This is a genomic window from Luteibacter anthropi (assembly GCF_023699965.1).
GTDB classification, from domain to species: Bacteria; Pseudomonadota; Gammaproteobacteria; order Xanthomonadales; family Rhodanobacteraceae; genus Luteibacter; species Luteibacter anthropi.
The window spans coordinates 1911211-1929329 of the sequence record NZ_CP077072.1 but is presented as its reverse complement, the minus strand read 5'-3'; the positions used below and the strand labels follow the sequence as shown (position 1 = coordinate 1929329).

The 18119-nt window shown below is 64.0% G+C and carries 15 protein-coding genes; 7 read left to right on the top strand and 8 right to left on the bottom strand.

Annotated features, from left to right (window positions below; translation table 11 throughout):
- The first annotated feature begins 125 nt into the window (after positions 1 to 125).
- Positions 126 to 2228, top strand: coding sequence for a TonB-dependent receptor family protein (locus tag KR767_RS08565; protein ID WP_250878822.1), 2103 nt, complete (start codon positions 126 to 128; stop codon positions 2226 to 2228).
- Between the two features lie 199 nt (positions 2229 to 2427).
- Here KR767_RS08565 and KR767_RS08560 read toward each other — a convergent pair whose 3' ends face one another.
- The 6 genes from KR767_RS08560 to KR767_RS08535 are packed head-to-tail and all read right to left on the bottom strand — an operon-like array spanning position 2428 to position 7397.
- On the bottom strand, positions 2428 to 3603 hold the full coding sequence (locus KR767_RS08560) for an ABC transporter permease (protein WP_250878821.1): 1176 nt from the start codon (positions 3601 to 3603) through the stop codon (positions 2428 to 2430).
- Complete coding sequence (locus KR767_RS08555; RefSeq protein ID WP_166946257.1) at positions 3600 to 4334, bottom strand: ABC transporter ATP-binding protein; 735 nt, start codon at positions 4332 to 4334, stop codon at positions 3600 to 3602. Before KR767_RS08555 ends, KR767_RS08560 begins: the two co-directional genes overlap by 4 nt.
- Entirely contained in the window at positions 4331 to 5869 is a 1539-nt protein-coding gene (locus tag KR767_RS08550) for an alpha/beta hydrolase (RefSeq protein ID WP_250878820.1), read from the bottom strand. The genes KR767_RS08555 and KR767_RS08550 overlap by 4 nt, the downstream gene beginning before the upstream one ends.
- A gap of 4 nt (positions 5870 to 5873) precedes the next feature.
- Positions 5874 to 6068: a helix-turn-helix transcriptional regulator gene (locus KR767_RS08545; RefSeq protein ID WP_166946255.1), complete on the bottom strand. Its 195-nt coding sequence runs from the start codon at positions 6066 to 6068 to the stop codon at positions 5874 to 5876.
- Entirely contained in the window at positions 6065 to 6472 is a 408-nt protein-coding gene (locus KR767_RS08540) for a hypothetical protein (protein WP_250878819.1), read from the bottom strand. The genes KR767_RS08545 and KR767_RS08540 overlap by 4 nt, the downstream gene beginning before the upstream one ends.
- A gap of 1 nt (position 6473) precedes the next feature.
- Positions 6474 to 7397: an alpha/beta fold hydrolase gene (locus KR767_RS08535; protein WP_250878818.1), complete on the bottom strand. Its 924-nt coding sequence runs from the start codon at positions 7395 to 7397 to the stop codon at positions 6474 to 6476.
- 251 nt (positions 7398 to 7648) lie between these two features.
- On the opposite strand from KR767_RS08535, the gene KR767_RS08530 reads away from it, so the two are divergent.
- The 6 genes from KR767_RS08530 (at position 7649) to KR767_RS08505 (ending at position 15893) form a co-directional block, all read left to right on the top strand.
- Entirely contained in the window at positions 7649 to 8158 is a 510-nt protein-coding gene (locus tag KR767_RS08530) for a Csu type fimbrial protein (RefSeq protein WP_250878817.1), read from the top strand.
- Positions 8159 to 8195: 37 nt separating this feature from the next.
- Positions 8196 to 8705, top strand: coding sequence for a Csu type fimbrial protein (locus tag KR767_RS08525; protein WP_166946250.1), 510 nt, complete (start codon positions 8196 to 8198; stop codon positions 8703 to 8705).
- A 29-nt stretch (positions 8706 to 8734) separates the two neighbouring features.
- Positions 8735 to 9436 carry a fimbrial biogenesis chaperone gene (locus KR767_RS08520; protein WP_250878816.1) on the top strand — a complete coding sequence of 234 codons (702 nt, stop codon included), beginning with the start codon at positions 8735 to 8737 and terminating at the stop codon, positions 9434 to 9436.
- Positions 9437 to 9461: 25 nt separating this feature from the next.
- On the top strand, positions 9462 to 11753 hold the full coding sequence (locus tag KR767_RS08515; protein ID WP_250878815.1) for a fimbria/pilus outer membrane usher protein: 2292 nt from the start codon (positions 9462 to 9464) through the stop codon (positions 11751 to 11753).
- A complete protein-coding gene (locus KR767_RS08510) occupies positions 11750 to 12760 on the top strand; it encodes a Csu type fimbrial protein (RefSeq protein ID WP_250878814.1) in 1011 nt (336 codons plus the stop codon). The genes KR767_RS08515 and KR767_RS08510 overlap by 4 nt, the downstream gene beginning before the upstream one ends.
- A 364-nt stretch (positions 12761 to 13124) precedes the next feature.
- Positions 13125 to 15893: a DUF6543 domain-containing protein gene (locus tag KR767_RS08505; RefSeq protein WP_250878813.1), complete on the top strand. Its 2769-nt coding sequence runs from the start codon at positions 13125 to 13127 to the stop codon at positions 15891 to 15893.
- Between the two features lie 81 nt (positions 15894 to 15974).
- On the opposite strand, the gene KR767_RS08500 is transcribed toward KR767_RS08505, so the two are convergent.
- Both KR767_RS08500 and KR767_RS08495 read right to left on the bottom strand, forming a co-directional pair.
- Positions 15975 to 16997 (bottom strand): AI-2E family transporter, encoded by a 1023-nt coding sequence (locus KR767_RS08500; protein ID WP_250878812.1) that lies wholly within the window; start codon positions 16995 to 16997, stop codon positions 15975 to 15977.
- Positions 16998 to 17045: 48 nt separating this feature from the next.
- Positions 17046 to 18065: an AI-2E family transporter gene (locus KR767_RS08495; RefSeq protein ID WP_166946242.1), complete on the bottom strand. Its 1020-nt coding sequence runs from the start codon at positions 18063 to 18065 to the stop codon at positions 17046 to 17048.
- Between the last annotated feature and the right edge of the window lie 54 nt (positions 18066 to 18119).

Genomic DNA, 18119 nt, shown 5'->3' with positions numbered 1-18119 from the left:
TTTTCAACTGGCGACGCCACGCATCAAACGGTCGCGCGCGAGGCGCGCTCCTACAGTGATGGGGTGGACGGTATGTCTACGCATGAGCGAGCATCATAGGGGGATATTCAGGGAAGACCGTCCACATGCCCCCTCTGCGTCCCCTTGTCACCGCCCTGGCCGCCATCGCCACCGCCACCGCCCAGGAGGCGCCGCACCTCGCTCCCGTGGTGGTCACTGCCACGCGTACCGCGCAGTCGCCGTATGACATTCCCGCCGCCATCGACAGCGTTGCCACGCCACCCGATGGGACGCTGGATGTGAACCTGTCCGAACGGCTGCAATCGATCCCCGGCGTCACCGCCCGCGACCGGCAGAACTACGCGCAGGATACCCAGATATCCATCCGCGGCTTCGGCGCCCGTTCCACCTTCGGCATCCGCGGTATCCGCCTCTATACCGACGGCATCCCCGCGACCATGCCGGATGGCCAGGGGCAGGTGACGCACTTCAACCTTGATTCCGCCGAGCGTGTGGAGGTGTTACGCGGTCCGTTTTCCGCGCTTTACGGCAATGCCTCCGGAGGGGTGATCCAGCTGTTCACTGCCGATGGCACCGAACCACCCGAGCTGCGTTTCGGCGTGGCGGGTGGCAGCAATGGCAATCTGCGCGTCTCGGCCAATGCGCGTGGCGTGGAAGGCCCCCTGGATTACAACGTGGACGTGAGTCACTTCCGCACCAGCGGCTACCGCGACCACAGCGCAGCCCGGCGCGAATCCGGCAACGCGAAGATCGGCTGGGCCATCGACGACGACCGCAAGCTCACCCTCGTGCTCAATGCCGTGGACATTCCGGGCGCGCAGGACCCACTGGGCCTCACGCGTGCACAGTACAAGGCCAATCCGCGTCAGGTAGCCGCCGTGGCTGATAGCTACGACACCCGCAAATCGGCCGACCAGCAGCAGGCCGGACTGATCTACGAGCAACGTATCGATGCGGCGAACAGCCTGCGGGTGATGGGTTACTACGGACAACGAAGTGTCACGCAATATCTGTCCATCCCTGTGACGTCGCAGACCGGTCCGCGAAATGCAGGCAATTCTGGTGGCATGGTGGACCTGTCGAACCAGTACGGCGGTGGCGATGTACGCTGGACCTGGCATGACACGCTTGCCGGGCGTCCGTTCGAGATCGCCGCCGGCGGCGCTTACGACAACCAGCATCAGCATCGCCAGGGCTACGAAAACTTTATCGGCGACGAACTCGGCGTGCGCGGTCGCAAGCGCCGTGACGAGATTGATCGCGTGTTCGATTTCGACCAATACGCACAGGCGACATGGCGCGTGGCGGATAACTGGACCTTGATGGGCGGCGTGCGGCACAGCAATGTGCGCTTTCGCTCGGACGATCGGTATGTCACGCCGGGGAACCCGGATGACAGCGGCAGCGTGAAGTATTCGGCTACCACACCCGTCTTCGGTGCATTGTGGCGAGCCGCACCGTGGGCGCATCTTTATGCCAACTGGGGGCGAGGCTTTGAAACGCCTACGTTCTCGGAGATCGGCTATCGCGCCGATGGCGGTGCCGGGCTGGCGTTCAACCTGAAACCTTCGCGGTCGAAGAACATGGAGGTGGGCGTCAAGCTGCAACCCTCCGATCGCATTCATGCCGGCGTGGCACTGTTCCGGGCCGACAGCGATAACGAGCTGGCCGTGGCCACGAACCAGGGAGGGCGCACCACCTACCAGAACATCGCGCAGTCGCGGCGGCAGGGGATCGAGGCGTCCTTCGACGGGGAGCTGGCGAAGGACCTGCATCTGCTCGCGTCGTATACGCGTTTGCAGGCGACCTTCCGGTCCGCGTTCATGACCTGTGTCGCGACGCCGTGCGTGCAGGCGCCTGTGGCAGCGGGCACGCGCATTCCCGGTGTGCCGCGGTCCATGGGTTATGCGGCGTTGAAGTATGGGCGCGACAAGGGCTGGCAGGCGGGGATCGACATGAATGCCATGGGGGCGACGTCGGTGAACGACCTGGGGACGGAATCGGCCCCGGGGTATGCGTTGTTCGGGGTGTCCGGCGGGTACGTATTCGACCAGGGGCCGTGGCGGGTGAATACGTTTGCGCGTGTCGACAATCTGGCGGACCGGCATGTGATCGGGTCGGTGATCGTCAACGATGGGAACGGGCGGTATTACGAGCCGGCTCCGGGAAGGACGTTTCTGGTGGGAGTGGATGTGCGGTGGCGGTAGGGGTTGGGTGATCGCCTGAACGGTCGCGCGCGAGGCGCGCTCCTACAGATGGAGCGGTGGCTGGGGTACGGCCTGGACCGGCCGCGCGCGAGGCGCGCTCCTACAGATGGGTGGGGGGTGGGGTACGGCCTGAACGGTCGCGCGCGGGGCGCGCTCCTACATGGGGTTCGTGTAGGAGCGTGCTTGCGCGCGACCGGGATCAGCCGGAGATCGCCAGTCGCTCGGAGCGATACATCCACGCCGCACCGATCACCGCCAGGATGGCTGCTGCAAAACCACCGGCCAGCATCAGACCCATCTCGTGCGCGGTCACGCCATCGCCGCGCAGCAGCTTCACGATGGCAAGGTTCTGCCCCAGCAACGGCACCGCGTACATCCAGGCCTCGGGCCTCAGCGGAATCACCGACAGCAAGGCACTGGGCAGGATCGGGATGATCATCAGCACCGAAAGATACGTCTGCGCCTCACGGTAGCTCTTGGCCATCGCCGAGACCATCGATTGCAGACCCGCCAGCAGCAGAATCAGCGGCAGCATCAACAGCACCACCTGCCCACCGAAGGCAAAGCCCATGTCGAGCGCAATCCCCAGCTTCTCCACGGGTATGAACAACGGCGCCGTGGAAAATGCCGACACGCTCAGCAACAGGCTCACCAGCGAGAACGTGCAGATCGCTGCCAGCTTGCCGGCCAGGATCGTCCAGCGCGCCACCGGATTGACGAACAACGGCTCCAGCGACTGCCGCTCGCGCTCGCCCGCCGTCAGGTCGATGGCGAGATACATGCCGCCGAGGAACACGGTGAGCACGAAGAAATACGGCAGGAACGAGAACATCAACGCCGAGCGCGACTGCGAACTGGCCTGGTCACGGTCGGCCACCTGCACCGGCCATGCCGTCGTCGGCGACAGGCCGCGGGCAATGAGTCGCATGGCGCCTTCGCGCTTGCCATACGACTCGATCACGTTACGCACGCGCGATACCGGCGTGGATGCATCGCGTCGCGAGGAATCGTAGATCAGCTCCACCTGCACGGCCTGCCCCTTGCTCCAGGCATCGGCATAGCTGGGCGCAATGCGAAGCACCACGTCGGCGCGCTGGTCGCGCACCGCGTCCTCCGGATCGCTTACCGCAGGTGTCGCATCGATACCTGCCCCTTTCAGCGCACGAATGAGGTTCGGCGCCAGCTCCGCACCGATCACCGGCACATCGATGGGCCGGTCAGCTTTGTCCAGTTCGCGATTCACCATGACGTTCATCAGCATGATGAACATCACTGGCCCCAGAAGCGGACCCGTCAGCAGCGCGTTGATAAGCGTACGGCGATCACGCAGGTTCTCGCGCACTTCTTTCCAGTAGACGGCAGTAAAGGCCCTCATGCGGCAAGCCCTTCATCGGTGCCGATCAGGCTGACGAAAGCATCTTCCAGGTTGGCCTGCCCGGTCTGCTCGAGCAGCGCCGCCGGCGATTCATCGGCAACGACACGCCCATGGGCAATCACCACGATGCGATCGCACAGCGCGGCGACCTCCTGCATGATGTGACTGGAGAACAGCACGCAACGCCCCTCGTCCTTCAGCTGCCGCATGAAGCGGCGCATGGCGCGGGTTGCCATCACATCGAGGCCATTGGTGGGTTCGTCCAGCAGCACGTTGCGTGGATCATGGACAAGAGCACGCGCAATGGCCGTCTTTACCCGCTGGCCCTGCGAGAACCCCTCCGTGCGCCGCCTGGCAATGTCATGCATGTCCAGCGCTTCGACCAGCGCTTCCCGGCGGCGCGCGATGTCCTGCCAGGACATGCCATGAAGGCGGCCGAAGTAGTCGATGTTTTCCGCCGCCGTCAGCCGCTTGTAGAGGCCACGGGCATCGGGAAGCACGCCGAGCTGACGGCGCGCGGCCACGGGATCGCTCCACACCTCGCGCCCATCGACCAGCACTTCGCCGCTGTCCGGTTTCATGAGCGTATAGAGCATGCGCAGTGTCGTGGTCTTGCCAGCACCATTCGGGCCGAGCAGGCCGGTGATCTCACCGTCGCGTGCCGTGAAACTCACGCCATTCACGGCGCGGACCTCGCCGAAAGCCTTGTGCAGATTGCGTACTTCGATCATGGCGTGGCTCCGTTGAAGCCCACGAAGACGGGCAGCGGGGAGAGGCGGTCAAGACAGGAGGTATCGAGCGACTTCGCATCGCCCTTGTCCACGAAATCGACGTAAAGCCGTGGCATGCAGCCGCGCATCACGACGTTATGGCCCTGCCCTTTCAGTACAACGTGGCGGCCATTGGGCAGGCCCTTCAGCACATCGTCGCCATAACGCGGCGGCGTGACCGGATCGAACTCGCCGGACATCAGCAAGGCGGGCACGGCGCTCTTCAGCGGCTGGCGGAAATCCGCCGGGCGCTTGCCATGGGGCCAGACGGAGCAGGCCGCGTGAAAGGCCTCGACCATGTTGTCGCCCAGAATCAGCTCGCGATCCTGCGGCCGCGAATGCAGGTCGTCGGCATCCTCGGAACAGATGACCGAATACTGCATGCCGCCATCCATCGTATCGCCCAGATCGCCCGTCAGCAGCTTGGCCTGTCCCAGCAAGGGACCGACGTCACCGTGAGCCGCCGCATCGAGCGAGAGCGGAAGCAACGCCGCCGTTTCCGGCGAATAGGCGAACATGCGCACCACCGTGGCCAGTGCGTAATCGCTGAGCACCCGCTGCACCGATGCGTAGTTCTGCGGGTCACGGAAGCTTACCTTGTGTGGATTGGCGCGCAGTGCATCGCGCAGCTGGTAGAGCGTCTGATACGGGTCGCCAAAGCGTTTCTCACAGGCGGCATCTGCATGGCACCTGGCGAACTGTGCCTTGAGCGCGGCGTCGAGATTCACCGCGAATTCCTCGCCCAGCACCAGCGAGTTCGGCGCGATGCCGTCGAGCGCCAGCGTACGTACCGACTGCGGATGACGCATCGCATACTGCTGCGCCACACGGGTTCCGTAGGACACGCCGAGGATGTCGAAACGCGGCGAACCCAGCGCCTGGCGCACGTCTTCCAGGTCGGCCACGGCATCCGTGGTGGTGTAGAAACGCACGTCCGCGTCTTTCGACAGCTGGTCGAGGCAGCGTTGCGTGTCATGACGGATGGCATCGGCCTGGAGCAGATGCGAATCATCGGCGCCACCCGGCTCGTCGCGACAACTCAGCGGATGCGATTCACCGGTGCCGCGCTGGTCGAGCAGCAGGATGTTGCGATGGGCGAGCAGGCCCTGCAAGGCTGGGGCTATCTGCGGATAGCTTTCCACCGCCGACTGTCCGGGGCCGCCGGCAAGGAACACCACCATGTCGTCGGCGGGTACCTGGGCCGAGCTGCGCAGCACGGCAAGGCGCAGCGGAATCTTGCGCCCTTCCGGATGCTCACGGTCTTCGGGCGCTTCAAACGGCGCACACCACGCTGCCGTGGACAGCCCCGAATGGGGTTGCGGCAGTTCGCAGGGTTTCAGTTCCAGCGAGCCAAGTTTCCAGACACGAGGCACCGCGGCATGTGGTGCGGCCGGCGCGTTCGAGGGCGGGTGCTGTCCGTGATGCAGGGTCTGCCGCAGGCCGAAGGCGGCGGCGAGGATCGCGATGACGATGGCGATCCGTGGAGCGCGTTTCATGCCGTCAGTCCTCCGGCGTGAAGATGGATTCGATGGGTAGCGTGAAAAGCTTCGCGATCTTGAAGGCCAGGGGCAGGCTGGGATCGTATTTTCCTGTCTCCACGGCATTCACCGTCTGCCGGGAGACATCGAGCTTTTCACCCAGGTCCGCCTGGGACCAGCCCAGGGCGGTTCGCAATTCACGGACGCGGTTGTTCATCGCAGGCGATAGTACAGACCGAGCACGCACTTCACGATGCCGAAGCAGCCGAACAGTACGGGCAGTACCCAGATCGCCACGGCCTCGGGTTTCGGCAGCGGCAGCACCTGTGCGTTCAGCAGCATGCCGTACGAGAAGTACCCGAAGGCACCGATGCCACCGCCGATGGCGATCGATTCGAGATCGATCCGCCGTTCGAATTCATCCTGATCGCGGATGACCCGTACCATGGCACGGATGATGAAGGCGACGGGAATCGTCGGCAGCAGGGTGACGACGGCACGCAGTGCCGTGCCTTCGAGGGTCTTCAGCCAGCTCACCGACAGGAAGATCAGCACCACGTACCCGAGCATCGACGGAATGAATTCCCGCAGGTAACGCTTGTGGACGGCACGCATCGCCATGTCAGTGGGCCTCGATGAAGTCGTTGAGCGCCTTTTCGAAGGCCTTCGGCTGGTCGAGCATCACGTAGTGGCGTGACGGTGCGATGGCGATGACCTTCGCATTCGGGGCGTTTGCCAGCAGCGACTGGTAATAGGCCACTTTCTGCGCTTCGGTGAGCTTCACCGGCCCCTGCGCGGCATCTGCCTCGCTGTAAGGGGCGATTTCCAGGATGGGTGCCGTGGCGCTCTTGAGGTCATCACGGTAATCGGCGCCGGCATCTTCCGCCGCGTAGCGAGCCACCGCCTTCTGGTCGCTGCGCCCGTTAAGCGGCGCCACCTTTTCGGCAATCTTCGGATCGAGCGTCCCGATCTTCTGCATGTACTGGAGCTGCTGTGCCTTGAAGACGTCCGGCGTGGCCGATTCGAACTGAGCCCGCATGCCCGCGGCAATCGCCGTGCGTTGCTCAGGACTGACGCGCTCCATGCCCGGGAACACCGGCAGGCCATCCACGGCCACCACGCCGCCGGTCAGATCCGGATGGCGACCTGCAAAACGCAGCGAAAGAGTGGCCCCGAGGCTATGGCCGACCAGTACCGGCTTGCCCAGGTGTTTCTCCTGAATGAGCTGCGCGAGCGAGGCGTCGGCGCGATCCATCCAGTTGCCGTCGGCGCTGGGTGCCGGCATGCCGTCGAAACCGGCCAGGGTTACGGCGTATACCGTGTTATGGCGGGACAGGTCGGCGATGGTGTCTTTCCATACCCAGGGGCCACCGGCCAGTCCGGGCACCAGGATGATGGTGCGGCCACCATGACCATGCTGTTCGACCTTGAGCGTGCCCACCTCGAAGGGTGCAGCAACGGAAGGCGCCGTGGCGGCGTGCAGGGTGGACGCGGCGCAGGCAGCCATCGCGAGCGCGGCGAGACGGAAGATGATGCGGTACGACATGGTGAAGCCCCTCCCCAGTGGCGTGGAGCGTGTCAAGCACGCTTGACACGCATCCTGAGCCCTTCCCCTCACCGTGTCAAGCACCCTTTACATGACCTGCCAACAGGCTAATTCGGCATCGCTAGGCGAATACGGCAGTGCATCCGAATTTTCACACACGCGCACATCGTCCTTCGTCAATGCTGTCCTCGACGGACACAGTTACCGCATGACGCGCTCCAACGCACGAGGCTTTGAGCAGGAGAGTCAACATGATCCGCCTCCGTCTGTTCGCCACTACCAGCGCCGTCGTGCTTGCCGCCATGGCGACAGGGCACACCTACGCCGCCACCGGTACCAATACGTTCAACGTGCTGATCACGATCACCTCGGCATGCAACATCACCACCACGGCGCCGACCAACGTGAACTTCGGCACGCAACCGTCCACGGCTACCAATGTGCCGAACCAGGGCGCACTTAACGTCAACTGCACGCCGCTGGCACCGTTCACCATTGCGCTGGACAACGGACTGAACGGAACCAACGTCAACACCCGCGCCATGAACAACGGAGCCACGCTGGTTCCGTACCAGTTGTACCAGACCGCCGTCATCAGCCCGACCACCGTGTGGGGCAGCACCACGGGCACCGGCGGCAACGTGTACTCGGGAATTGGCACAGGCCTGAGCGTGCCCATTCCGGTGTACGGAAATGTGCCCAGCACGAACTTTGCCACCGGTTCCTACAGCGACACCGTCACGGCCACCATCACGTACTGACTGCGACCCACGTTTCGAGGGAAGAAGGAGAGCCATCATGATCCGCATCCGCTCACTCATCGCCGCCAGCGCTACCGTGCTCGCCGTCGTTGCCACGCCTGGCGCCTTTGCCGCCACCGCCACCAATACGTTCAACGTACTGATCACCATTACATCGGCGTGCAACATCACCACTACCGCGCCCACCAACGTGAATTTCGGTACGCAACCGTCCACCGCCACCAACGTGCCCAACCAGGGCGCCCTGAACGTCAATTGCACGCCGCTGGCACCCTTTACCATTGCACTGGATAACGGCCTGAACGGTACCAACGTCAACAATCGCGCCATGAAGAACGGAACGACGCTGGTCCCCTATCAGCTGTATCAGACCGCTGTCATCAGTCCGAGCACGGTATGGGGCAGCACCACCGGTACCGGCGGCAATGTGTACTCCGGCATCGGTACCGGGCTGAGCGTCCCGATACCTGTCTACGGCAACGTGCCAAGCACGAACTTCGCCACCGGTTCGTATACCGACACCATCACCGCCACGATCACGTACTGACGGTGTTTCGGTGCTTTTCCCGGATGGGGTTGGCCGGGCTGCTGGCCGCCGCGATCCTGACTGCACCCACCACGTGGGCCAGCGGATTGCAGGTGTCGCCCATCGGCCTTCGCCTGGCTGCCGGCACACCTGCGGATGCGCTATGGCTCACCAACACCGGCAGCGAAATCCTTCACGCGCAAGTCCGCGTCTTCCGCTGGATACAGCAGGATGGCCAGGACATGTACGACGCGTCACGCGACCTGCTGGCCAGCCCGCCCATGGTGACCATCGCACCGGGCGGCAAGCAGATGGTGCGCGTCATACGTACGGGCGCGCCGCCCGACGGCGCGGAAACGGCCTATCGCGTCATCGTGGACGAATTGCCCAACGGCAAGCACGACGGACTGAACTTCGTGCTGCGCTATTCCGTACCGGTCTTTCTCGCGCCAAAGGGCGATCCTGCAGTCAAGGCGACGCTGCATACCGAATGGATCACGACGCCCTCCGGGCCCATGGTCCGGATTCGCAACGATGGCAATGGCCATGCGCAGATCGCGGAACTGTCCTTCACGGACGCCAGTGGCAAGCGAACCACGCTGGTGCGCGGCCTGGTCGGCTATGCGCTGCCCGGAAGCACCATGAGCTGGCCGACACCGAAGGAAACGCCACCAGCCACCGGGGTGCTGAAAGCAAGGGTGAACAGTGAACCGGTCGAATCGACCCTGGTCACTGGCGCGGGCGGCCGCTAGCCTCCTGGCGTTCGATGCTGCTGTCGTGCACGCCGTCGAAAACCATGGTCCCGCCGACGCGATTCCTCCGCCGACGGTGACCACCCGCGAACGCCTGGCCGGGGAAGACCTCTACCTGGAGGTCACCCTCAATGGCACGAGCACCGAACGTCTCGTGCATTTCATCATGCGCGACGACACCCTCTGCGTGCAGAACGCGGATCTGCTGGCCATCGGTTTCAAGCTGCCTGCCAGCGACGAGCTGCGTTGCCTGCGCGATCTCAAAGGCGTTACGTACACCTACGATGCCAGCGAACAGGTCATCCATATCGAGGCCCCGCTCGACCAGCTCCACCTGCAACGCCAGGTGCTCAATACCGTGGAGCGTGCCTCGACACCGCCCACCAGCGGCACCGGCGTACTTCTCAACTACGACGTATATGCCTCGCGCGGCGGAGGGCTCGGCAACGTCAGCGCCTTCACGGAACTGCGCGGATTCAGCGACGGACTGGGCGTGCTCAGCTCCACCGCGCTGGCCCGACGCTACCAGTTGCAGGGAGAGGGCTGGCAAAGCCAGACGGTACGTCTGGATACGCAATGGCGGCTGTCATTCCCGCAGCACTCGCTTGCGCTGACCGTGGGAGACAACTTCACCGGCTATACGTCGTGGTCGCGCGCAACGCGTATCGGCGGCATATCGCTTGGCACGGACTTCTCGCAGCAGCCTTATCGCATCACCACGCCCCTGCCGCAGTTCTTCGGCGAAGCCACGGCTCCTTCATCGGTCGATCTGTATGTGGATGGTATCCGCCAGTACAGTGGCCGCGTGCCGGCGGGGCCGTTTCAGCTGACGGCGACGCCCGGCATCGACCAGGCCGGCCAGGCCCAGGTCGTGCTCACCGACGCGCTGGGCAGGACGAGCACGGTCACCTTTCCGTTCTATGCGGCGAGGCAGTTGTTGCGGCAGGGCATCGATGACTGGTCGGTCGATCTCGGCAAGGTACGCGAAAACTACGGCACGTCATCGTTCTCGTATGGCAGCGCGCTGATCGGCAGCGGCACGTGGCGGCACGGCATCACCGACCAGTTCACGCTGGAAGGACATGCCGAGGCGGGCGACGGACGTACCAGCGGGGGCGTGGGCGGGCTGTGGAACCCGTTCGGCGCAAGCATCTTCAATGGCTCGCTCGCCGGTTCGCGTGGTGGCGGCATGCAGTATGGGCTGGGCTATACGTGGGTGGGCAAGTTCATGAACGTTGCCGTGGACAGCCTGCGCAGCAACAGCAGCTACCGCGACGTGGCATCCAGTTACGGCTCGCCACCTCCGCGCGTGTCCGAGCGCGCCCTCGTGGGCTTCACGGTGCACGAGTCGAACTTCGGCGTGAACTACGTGCGGCTTCGTTACCCCGGGCAGCCCAACTCCCGTTATGGCGGATTGTTCGCCATGCGGACGCTCGGCCGCGGCATCTCGGTGAACCTCAACTACAACCAGAATCTCGACAGCGGCAGCGACCGCAGCCTCTTCGTGGGCGTCACCATCTCGCTGGACGATGGCCTCACCGCCAGCCTGGCCGGACAGAGGGACCACAACCAGACCTTCGCCATCGCCGACGTCAGCCGCCCCATCGACGGCGACGGCGGCTTTGGCTGGCATGTCCAGGGACGCAGCGGAGAAAACAGCGGTGGCCTGGCCGAAGCCGGCTGGCTTGGCGATCGCGGTCAGCTGACCGTGGGTGCGAACAACCTCGGGCCTTCGACGTATACGTATGCCGATGCCGTCGGCGCCGTGGTGCTGATGGGTGGTCATGCCTATGCATCCCGCCGCATCGACGACGCCTTCGCCCTGGTGAGTACCGACGGCACACCGGATGTACCTGTCACGCTCGAAAACCGCGCCATCGGACAGACCGACAGCCGCGGCACACTGCTGGTCGCCCGCCTCAACGCTTGGCAGGACAATCACCTGGGTATCGATCCCCTCGATCTGCCTGCGGACGCGCGTATCCAGCGCGTCGATGCGGTCGTCGCACCATCGGATCGATCGGGTGTACTGGTCCGCTTTCCGGTGAAGTATGTGCGAGCGGCGACGATCCTGCTCGTCGATGGCGCAGGCAAGCCGCTGAAGGTGGGCGGTACCGTGGATACCGGCGACGGTGGCGAGCCGGCCATCATCGGCTTCGACGGCATGGTCTACCTCGACCGCTTGCAGGCGGGCGACACCACGATCCACGTCCAGCCTCCCGAAGGGCCGCCATGCAGCGTCAGCTTCACCTATCCGGACAAGGCAACGGACCTGCCACAGCTGGGCCCCTTCACCTGCCGGAGCGATACGCCATGAAATGGCTTGCCGTGATCGCCCTGTTGCTGGCGGCCCTGTGCGTGGCTCCGCGAGCGGATGCCACCACGACGTGCAGTGTCACCAGCATCACGGGCGTGGCGTTCGGACCGGTCGACCCGACCGGCACCTTCGTGGATACGACGGCCACGCTCAACTACAGCTGCACATACACGGGCGCGCTGGGTGCGCTGTTCGGCAGCTTCGTCACTCTGTGCGGCAGCATCGGGCCTGACGATCTCGGCAATTTCTCGCCACGCACGATGATCGACCCGAGCGGCGATCGCATGCAGTACGGACTGTTCCAGGATGCAGGCCGAACGGTGGTCTGGGGCTCCCGCCTCAGCGGAAGCTATACCCCCGGTTCGTTCAACCTGCAGATCGGCCTGCTGAGCAATGGCGCCATAGTGAACGGAAGTACGACGATCTATGGTCGCGTACCTGCGTCACAATCCAACCTCTCGCCCGGCGCGTACGCCGCCACGCTTGCTGCCGCGAACAACCAGCTGACCTATAGCTATAACGAGGTATTGCTGAGCCTGGGCACCTTCCCGTCCAGTTGCACGGCGGGAGGTTCCGGCGGCCCTCTCCAGGCCACGATGCCGCAGATAAACGTATCGGCATCGGTGGCCGCCAAGTGCACGCTCGGCACCGCCACCAACATGCAGTTCGGCAATGTGTCGGGCCTGCTGAACACCACCAGCAATGCGACGACGCTGGTGCGCGTCACCTGCACCAATCGCGCAGCCTTTCAGGTGGGCCTGGACAACGGAATAAATGCATTGAGCGGACAGCGACGCATGTCGTCCGGTACGGGGTACGTCCTCTACGATTTGTACACCGATAACCTGGGGACGCAGCGATGGGGCAATACGCTCAACACCGACACGGCGGGCGGCACGGGATCCGGAGCACAGCAGACGTTGACGGTGTATGGCTTCGTCAGGACACAGTCTGCCGTGCAGGCGGGGATCTATAGCGACACGATTACGGTGACCGTGACGTACTGAGGGTGTCCGGGGTTGTGTCTCGCCCCGTAGGGACGATTCGCTTTCCGGCCTCGCGCCCGGCGGATCGCCCGGAGCGGAAGGGGTCCGGTGGGAAAGCCCATGGGGTGACGCTCCCTTGTAGGAGCGTGCTTGCGCGCGACCGGATGAATCGAAACGATGATGATGTTCGCGATAACCGGTCGCGCGCAGGCGCGCTCCTGCAAAAGCACGCCATCACGTCGGGAGAGGCCGGAAGACGAGCCCTCCCTACGATGCAAAAGCCCACCTGGTGAGCCATAAACACACGCGATTCTCCCGAACGCACCGACAGCAGCAACTACCTGGAGCGTCGAGAATCCCACACTTCCCACACAAAGGACGTGTCATGGATACCGCGCCACCACAAGCTCCCCCAGCCCTGATGCTCTCTACACAGCAGGAAGGCATCGATGCCGTCGCACGCATGGCATCCAGGCAACGCTGGATCGCTACCCAGCAGGCACTGATGCCATCGGTCGACGACATAGCGTCACAGCGGGATGTCGACGCCTTCCTTACGGCACTCGATGCCTACTGGATCGATTCCGTCCGCCTTGAGGCTGATCGCGATTCCATGCCACGCCAACAGGCATTGGCCTGGCAGCTGGCTGGGCTGGCCCGCGACATCGCGGCGCTGATGGCCCGGGACGGCAGCCTGGATGACACGGCGGCCACTGCTGCGCAAGCACTGGCTGCCAACCTTGAGCAGATTCCGGCAGGGCTGCACGCTAGTGAGCTGCTGGTCAACGGCGTGCCGCTCGCGGGCACGCTGGTCTTGCAGAACGACAACCAACCCGGCCAGGCCATCGTGCTGACCCTGGATGGTGGCTGGAAGGTCATCGGAAACCTCGATGCTTACTACCGCGAACTGGAGCACCGCATGCGTCACGCACTGACGCGACGATCCGACCTTCCTGCCATGGATCGCATGCAATCCGCTCTTGCCATGCAGCGATTCTCGGCAGGACTCCGCACCGTGGAAGGTTCACCGTGGCAAGCCATGGCCAAGCGAATCGTCGACCTGCAGAAGGAAAAGTTTCGGCAAGCCTGGTTCCAGTCGCAGGTCATGTCGCCTGACGCGTCACCCGGTTTCGCCATCATCGACCAGATGCGCGATACCCTGGAACTGGATGCCGTGATCGACATCGATGCCATGCTCGCCACCCGTGACGAGCGCCTCTATCTTGCCCACCAGGAAGATCGTCTGGCAGCCGTGCCTGCCCCGATGCGACAGGACTGGATTGCCGCTGCGCTGGCCTATCGTTCCGCGCATCGCGCAGCGGCTGGCATCCTTGCCGATCATGGCATCGCACCTCCCGTGGATGCATTGGCATTCGCTCTGCAGCGCAATGAACAGCAGCCCGCCATCGCGCTATACGATGCCTATCTGGAGAGCCTGCGTTCCGGCCGCGCCGGCGAGCTGCGCAAGCAGCTGACGACCGGCTTGAGCCATGCCTTGATGCGGATCAGGGCCGAAGACGCACGGCTCGGTTATGTCCTGTCGCACGAGCCGGCCACTTTTCGTGACGACCATTCCCAGCGCGGATATCAATGGGTCAAGGCGGTTCTCGATTCACCGGCGCCTGCAGGGCGTGCCAAGGTGGAGGGACACGAGATTGTCGCCAGCCAGGTTCTCCTTGCGGGCATTCCCGTGGAGGGCCTGATCGCCATCGGCGTGCGGCAGCCGCAAAGTGTTCCGACTGTGGTGCTGTACACACCGGATGCGCCCGACGGCAAGCACTTTCGCGAATTCGACGACTGGCAGGATGCCACGAACCGGTTCCTTCACCACCCCATGTTCCACGATTACCTCGCAGCACGCGTTCCGCAGCTTCCGGGGGACTTCGGGCAGCAGGCTTCCCTGCAGCGTGAAATCAAGGGTGACGTGCTCGACGCTCACTTCGATGACGCCCTCGCCGCGCTTTCGCAGTCTGCGCTGATCGGGGATAGCGCAATGCCATCGATGCTGACCGCGCCATTTCGACATGTGACGCCGCCATGGTATGCAACCGGTTCCGGCGAACCCGCTTCCCGGGGCAAGCGCGATCTGTTCACATGGTTGCTCCGTCCCTTTCGTCGCAAACCAAGATGGCCAAAGGTTATCGGTGGGAGCATGCCCGATGAAGCATGGGGAATCGTGCATCTACGAACGCAGGATCTCACTCCGGAGCCCTTCGAGCCCAGGTTCCTCGCTACCCGCGTGCGCAAGCAAGGCGAGCCGGATAGCCACGGACTGTACCGGATAGGCGGGCAGACCTATATCGATCATGACGGCCTGATGTACGGCGCCCGCTATGACGAACAGATGAGTACCGTTCGCCTGCGTCGCCCGGATGCCGCTCCCACGGCTTACGGCCCTCCCATCCAGCGAATCGGCACCAATCGCTGGACACATCACCGGACCGGCCTGCTTGGCGGAGGTGACAGGCCTCGTCCGGCATCACTCCCGCCCGCTAGAAATCCGGCCCCGCCGCAAAGAGGTATCCGTTACTTCCAGCGTCTCATCGGCGAACTTGAAGATGCCTTTCCGAATCCCGTACAGCGGGAAGCGGCTCTCGTCGATCTACGCCATCGCATCGGTAATCCCGGGTATGTCAGGACGCTTTCAATGGAGCATCAGCACCGTCTCGACTTCGCAGTGAATCACGCAGCGGACGTACACCCTCCCCGCTTGCCATCCACACCAGCCCCTGCTCCGCCAGGGTATCGGGTGCTGACCGACACCGAGATACCCGAACTGGCGTACACGCCCTGGCGATCCGAAGGACACCTCGTGCAAATACGAACCTTCGGTGGGCGGCCATCCACTTATCTGCGCATGGAGTCGGACATGGTATCTGTCACCCATCAAGGCATCACCATGCGCAGCACGACGACGCATCCTGTCTCACTGGATGTGCCTTCCTATTCCCTCCGGATCAGGCTTCGCGAGGCTTACGACGAGAGCATCCAGGCAGGGCAGGCGCGCTTTGATGTCTACCGCCATCTGCAGAATCCCGACGATCTTATCGTGCGGCCCCGGAGCGACCTACCGTTGCTCCTGCATAACACCGAGTACGCGGTCGCTCTCAGTCCGATGAATGACCTGCCCAGCTTGCACGAGCTTCTGGAATAACTTTTGCTGCCAGCTCCTGTAGGAGCGCGCCTCGCGCGCGACCGGCCGTTGCGATACCTCCGGTCGCTCGCAGGCGCGCTCCTACACCAGCTCTTCGGCTTCGAGTTCGCTTTTGAGGTAGGCGTAGTAGATCGGGCCGGCCACCAGGCCGGGGATGCCGAAAGCGGCCTCAAATACCAGCATGGCCACCAGCAGCTCCCAGGTGCGTGCGCGGATCTGGCCGCCCACGATGCGGGCATTGAGGAAGTATTCCAGCTTGTGCACCACCACCAGGAAACCCAGCGCTGCCACGCCCACCCACAGCGATACCGACAGCGCGGCCACGGTGATGAGGGTGTTGGAAATCAGGTTGCCGACCACGGGCAGCAGGCCCACCACGAAGGTGATGATCACCAGCGTCTTTGCCAGCGGGACATCGGCGCCCAGCAGCGGCAGCACTACCAGCAGGAACAGGGCCGCCAGCATCGTGTTGATCGCCGAGATCTTCAGCTGCGCGAAGATGATGTTGTGGAAGGCTTCGGCCAGGCGACGCACCCGCGTCGACAGTTCGAACGCCAGCGGGCGTGCAGGGCGGCCACCCGAGCCATGCGAGATCGCCACTATGGCGCCCAGCACCAGGCCGATCAGCACATGGGCGAACACTCTTGCCGCCGTCGTACCCACCAGTTGCAGGTCGCCCGAATGCTTGTGCGCCCAGTCCATGCCTTGCGAACGCATGTCGGCGAAGCTGTCGGGCAAGTTCGTGGTGATGAAGGCCGGCAGTTGCTCGTGCGCCTTGTTGAGCAGGGGCGACAGCTTGGTATCCCATAGCTGCTGCGGGTCACCCAGGTCGTGCCGGTAGAAGCCGAGGATGCCCACCACGATCAGCACGATGGCACCGACCACCACCACGGCCACCACCGCCACCGCGATGGTTCGCGCGCCTTCGCGCCCGGAGGTGATGCGCCGGATCAGCGGGGTCAGCGCCTCCACCACCTCGTACACCAGCAACCCCGCGAGCAGGGCAGAGACCAGGTGGATCATCAGGATGCCCCACAGCGCCAGCGCCGCCAGCAGGTAGCTGGCGATGCGCACGATGCGGGAATCGGTGGGAAGCTGGACCATGCCGGTACTCCTAGGGGTGGCGGGATTCCAGCAGGGAGGCGATGAATGTCAGATCAATCGCCCGGCTTCCAGCTCCGCCTTCAGGTAAGCATAGAAGATGGGGGCCGCCACGAGGCCCGGCAAGCCAAACGCCGCCTCGAAGACCAGCATCGCCACCAGCAGCTCCCAGGCCCTCGCCCGGATCTGCCCACCCACGATGCGGGCATTGAGGAAGTATTCGAGCTTGTGGATGAGAATGAGGAACGCCAGCGCCCCCAGGCCCACGTACAGGCCGACCGACAGGCCCACGATGGTGATGGCCGTGTTGGAGAACAGGTTGCCGATCACCGGTAGCAGGCCGACGATGAAGGTGATGACGATCAGCGTCTTGGTGAGCGGCAGGTGCACGCCGAACAGGGGCAGCACGCCGACGAGGAAGATGGCGGTGAAAGCCGTATTCACCAGCGAGATCTTGATCTGGGCGAACACGATGTTGTGGAAGGCATCGGCCAGCCGGGCGCAGCGCAGACTCAGTTCGGCAGCGAACGGCCCCATCTGGTGAGACGGTCGCGTGCGGCTCAGGGCCACGAAAGCACCCAGCACGAGGCCGATGACGATATGCACCAGCACGCGGGCCGCTTCCTTTCCGGCAAGCTGAAGCGTGACGGCGTGCGAGCGGGCCCAGTCCAGCGCCGTGACGCGCAGGTCGTCCACGCTGTCGGGCAGGCGATCGACCACGGCCTGCGGCAGCTGCTGCCGCGCGCGCTCCACCATCGGCATCAGCTTGTTCTGCCAGAGGTCTTCGGGGTTGCCGATCTCCATGCGGAAGAAGCTGATCGCGCCGAGGATGAGCAGGGTAATCACGCCCACCACCACCACGCCGATGATGGCCACGGCAAGCACGCGGGCACGATCGCCCGAGATGCGACGGCCCATCAGCGGCGCCAGGGACACCACCACTTCGTACACCAGCAGGCCGGCCATCAGGGCGGGCAGCAGGCGCAGGTAAAGAATCAGGAACAGGCCAAGACCTGCCATGAGGTAGCTGGCGATACGAGATGCCCTGATCCGGGATGAGACGGCGTCCATGAACGACCTCGTCGTGGATGAGGGCGAAGTCTGTCAGTACGGGGTGGCGTATAC

Bases quoted from the DNA above. Each gene is read 5' to 3' on its own strand.
- KR767_RS08565 (WP_250878822.1), top strand. From the start codon at position 126: ATGCCCCCTCTGCGTCCCCTTGTCACCGCCCTGGCCGCCATCGCCACC.
- KR767_RS08560 (WP_250878821.1), bottom strand. From the start codon at position 3,603: ATGAGGGCCTTTACTGCCGTCTACTGGAAAGAAGTGCGCGAGAACCTG.
- KR767_RS08555 (WP_166946257.1), bottom strand. From the start codon at position 4,334: ATGATCGAAGTACGCAATCTGCACAAGGCTTTCGGCGAGGTCCGCGCC.
- KR767_RS08550 (WP_250878820.1), bottom strand. From the start codon at position 5,869: ATGAAACGCGCTCCACGGATCGCCATCGTCATCGCGATCCTCGCCGCC.
- KR767_RS08545 (WP_166946255.1), bottom strand. From the start codon at position 6,068: ATGAACAACCGCGTCCGTGAATTGCGAACCGCCCTGGGCTGGTCCCAG.
- KR767_RS08540 (WP_250878819.1), bottom strand. From the start codon at position 6,472: ATGGCGATGCGTGCCGTCCACAAGCGTTACCTGCGGGAATTCATTCCG.
- KR767_RS08535 (WP_250878818.1), bottom strand. From the start codon at position 7,397: ATGTCGTACCGCATCATCTTCCGTCTCGCCGCGCTCGCGATGGCTGCC.
- KR767_RS08530 (WP_250878817.1), top strand. From the start codon at position 7,649: ATGATCCGCCTCCGTCTGTTCGCCACTACCAGCGCCGTCGTGCTTGCC.
- KR767_RS08525 (WP_166946250.1), top strand. From the start codon at position 8,196: ATGATCCGCATCCGCTCACTCATCGCCGCCAGCGCTACCGTGCTCGCC.
- KR767_RS08510 (WP_250878814.1), top strand. From the start codon at position 11,750: ATGAAATGGCTTGCCGTGATCGCCCTGTTGCTGGCGGCCCTGTGCGTG.
- KR767_RS08505 (WP_250878813.1), top strand. From the start codon at position 13,125: ATGGATACCGCGCCACCACAAGCTCCCCCAGCCCTGATGCTCTCTACA.
- KR767_RS08500 (WP_250878812.1), bottom strand. From the start codon at position 16,997: ATGGTCCAGCTTCCCACCGATTCCCGCATCGTGCGCATCGCCAGCTAC.
- KR767_RS08495 (WP_166946242.1), bottom strand. From the start codon at position 18,065: ATGGACGCCGTCTCATCCCGGATCAGGGCATCTCGTATCGCCAGCTAC.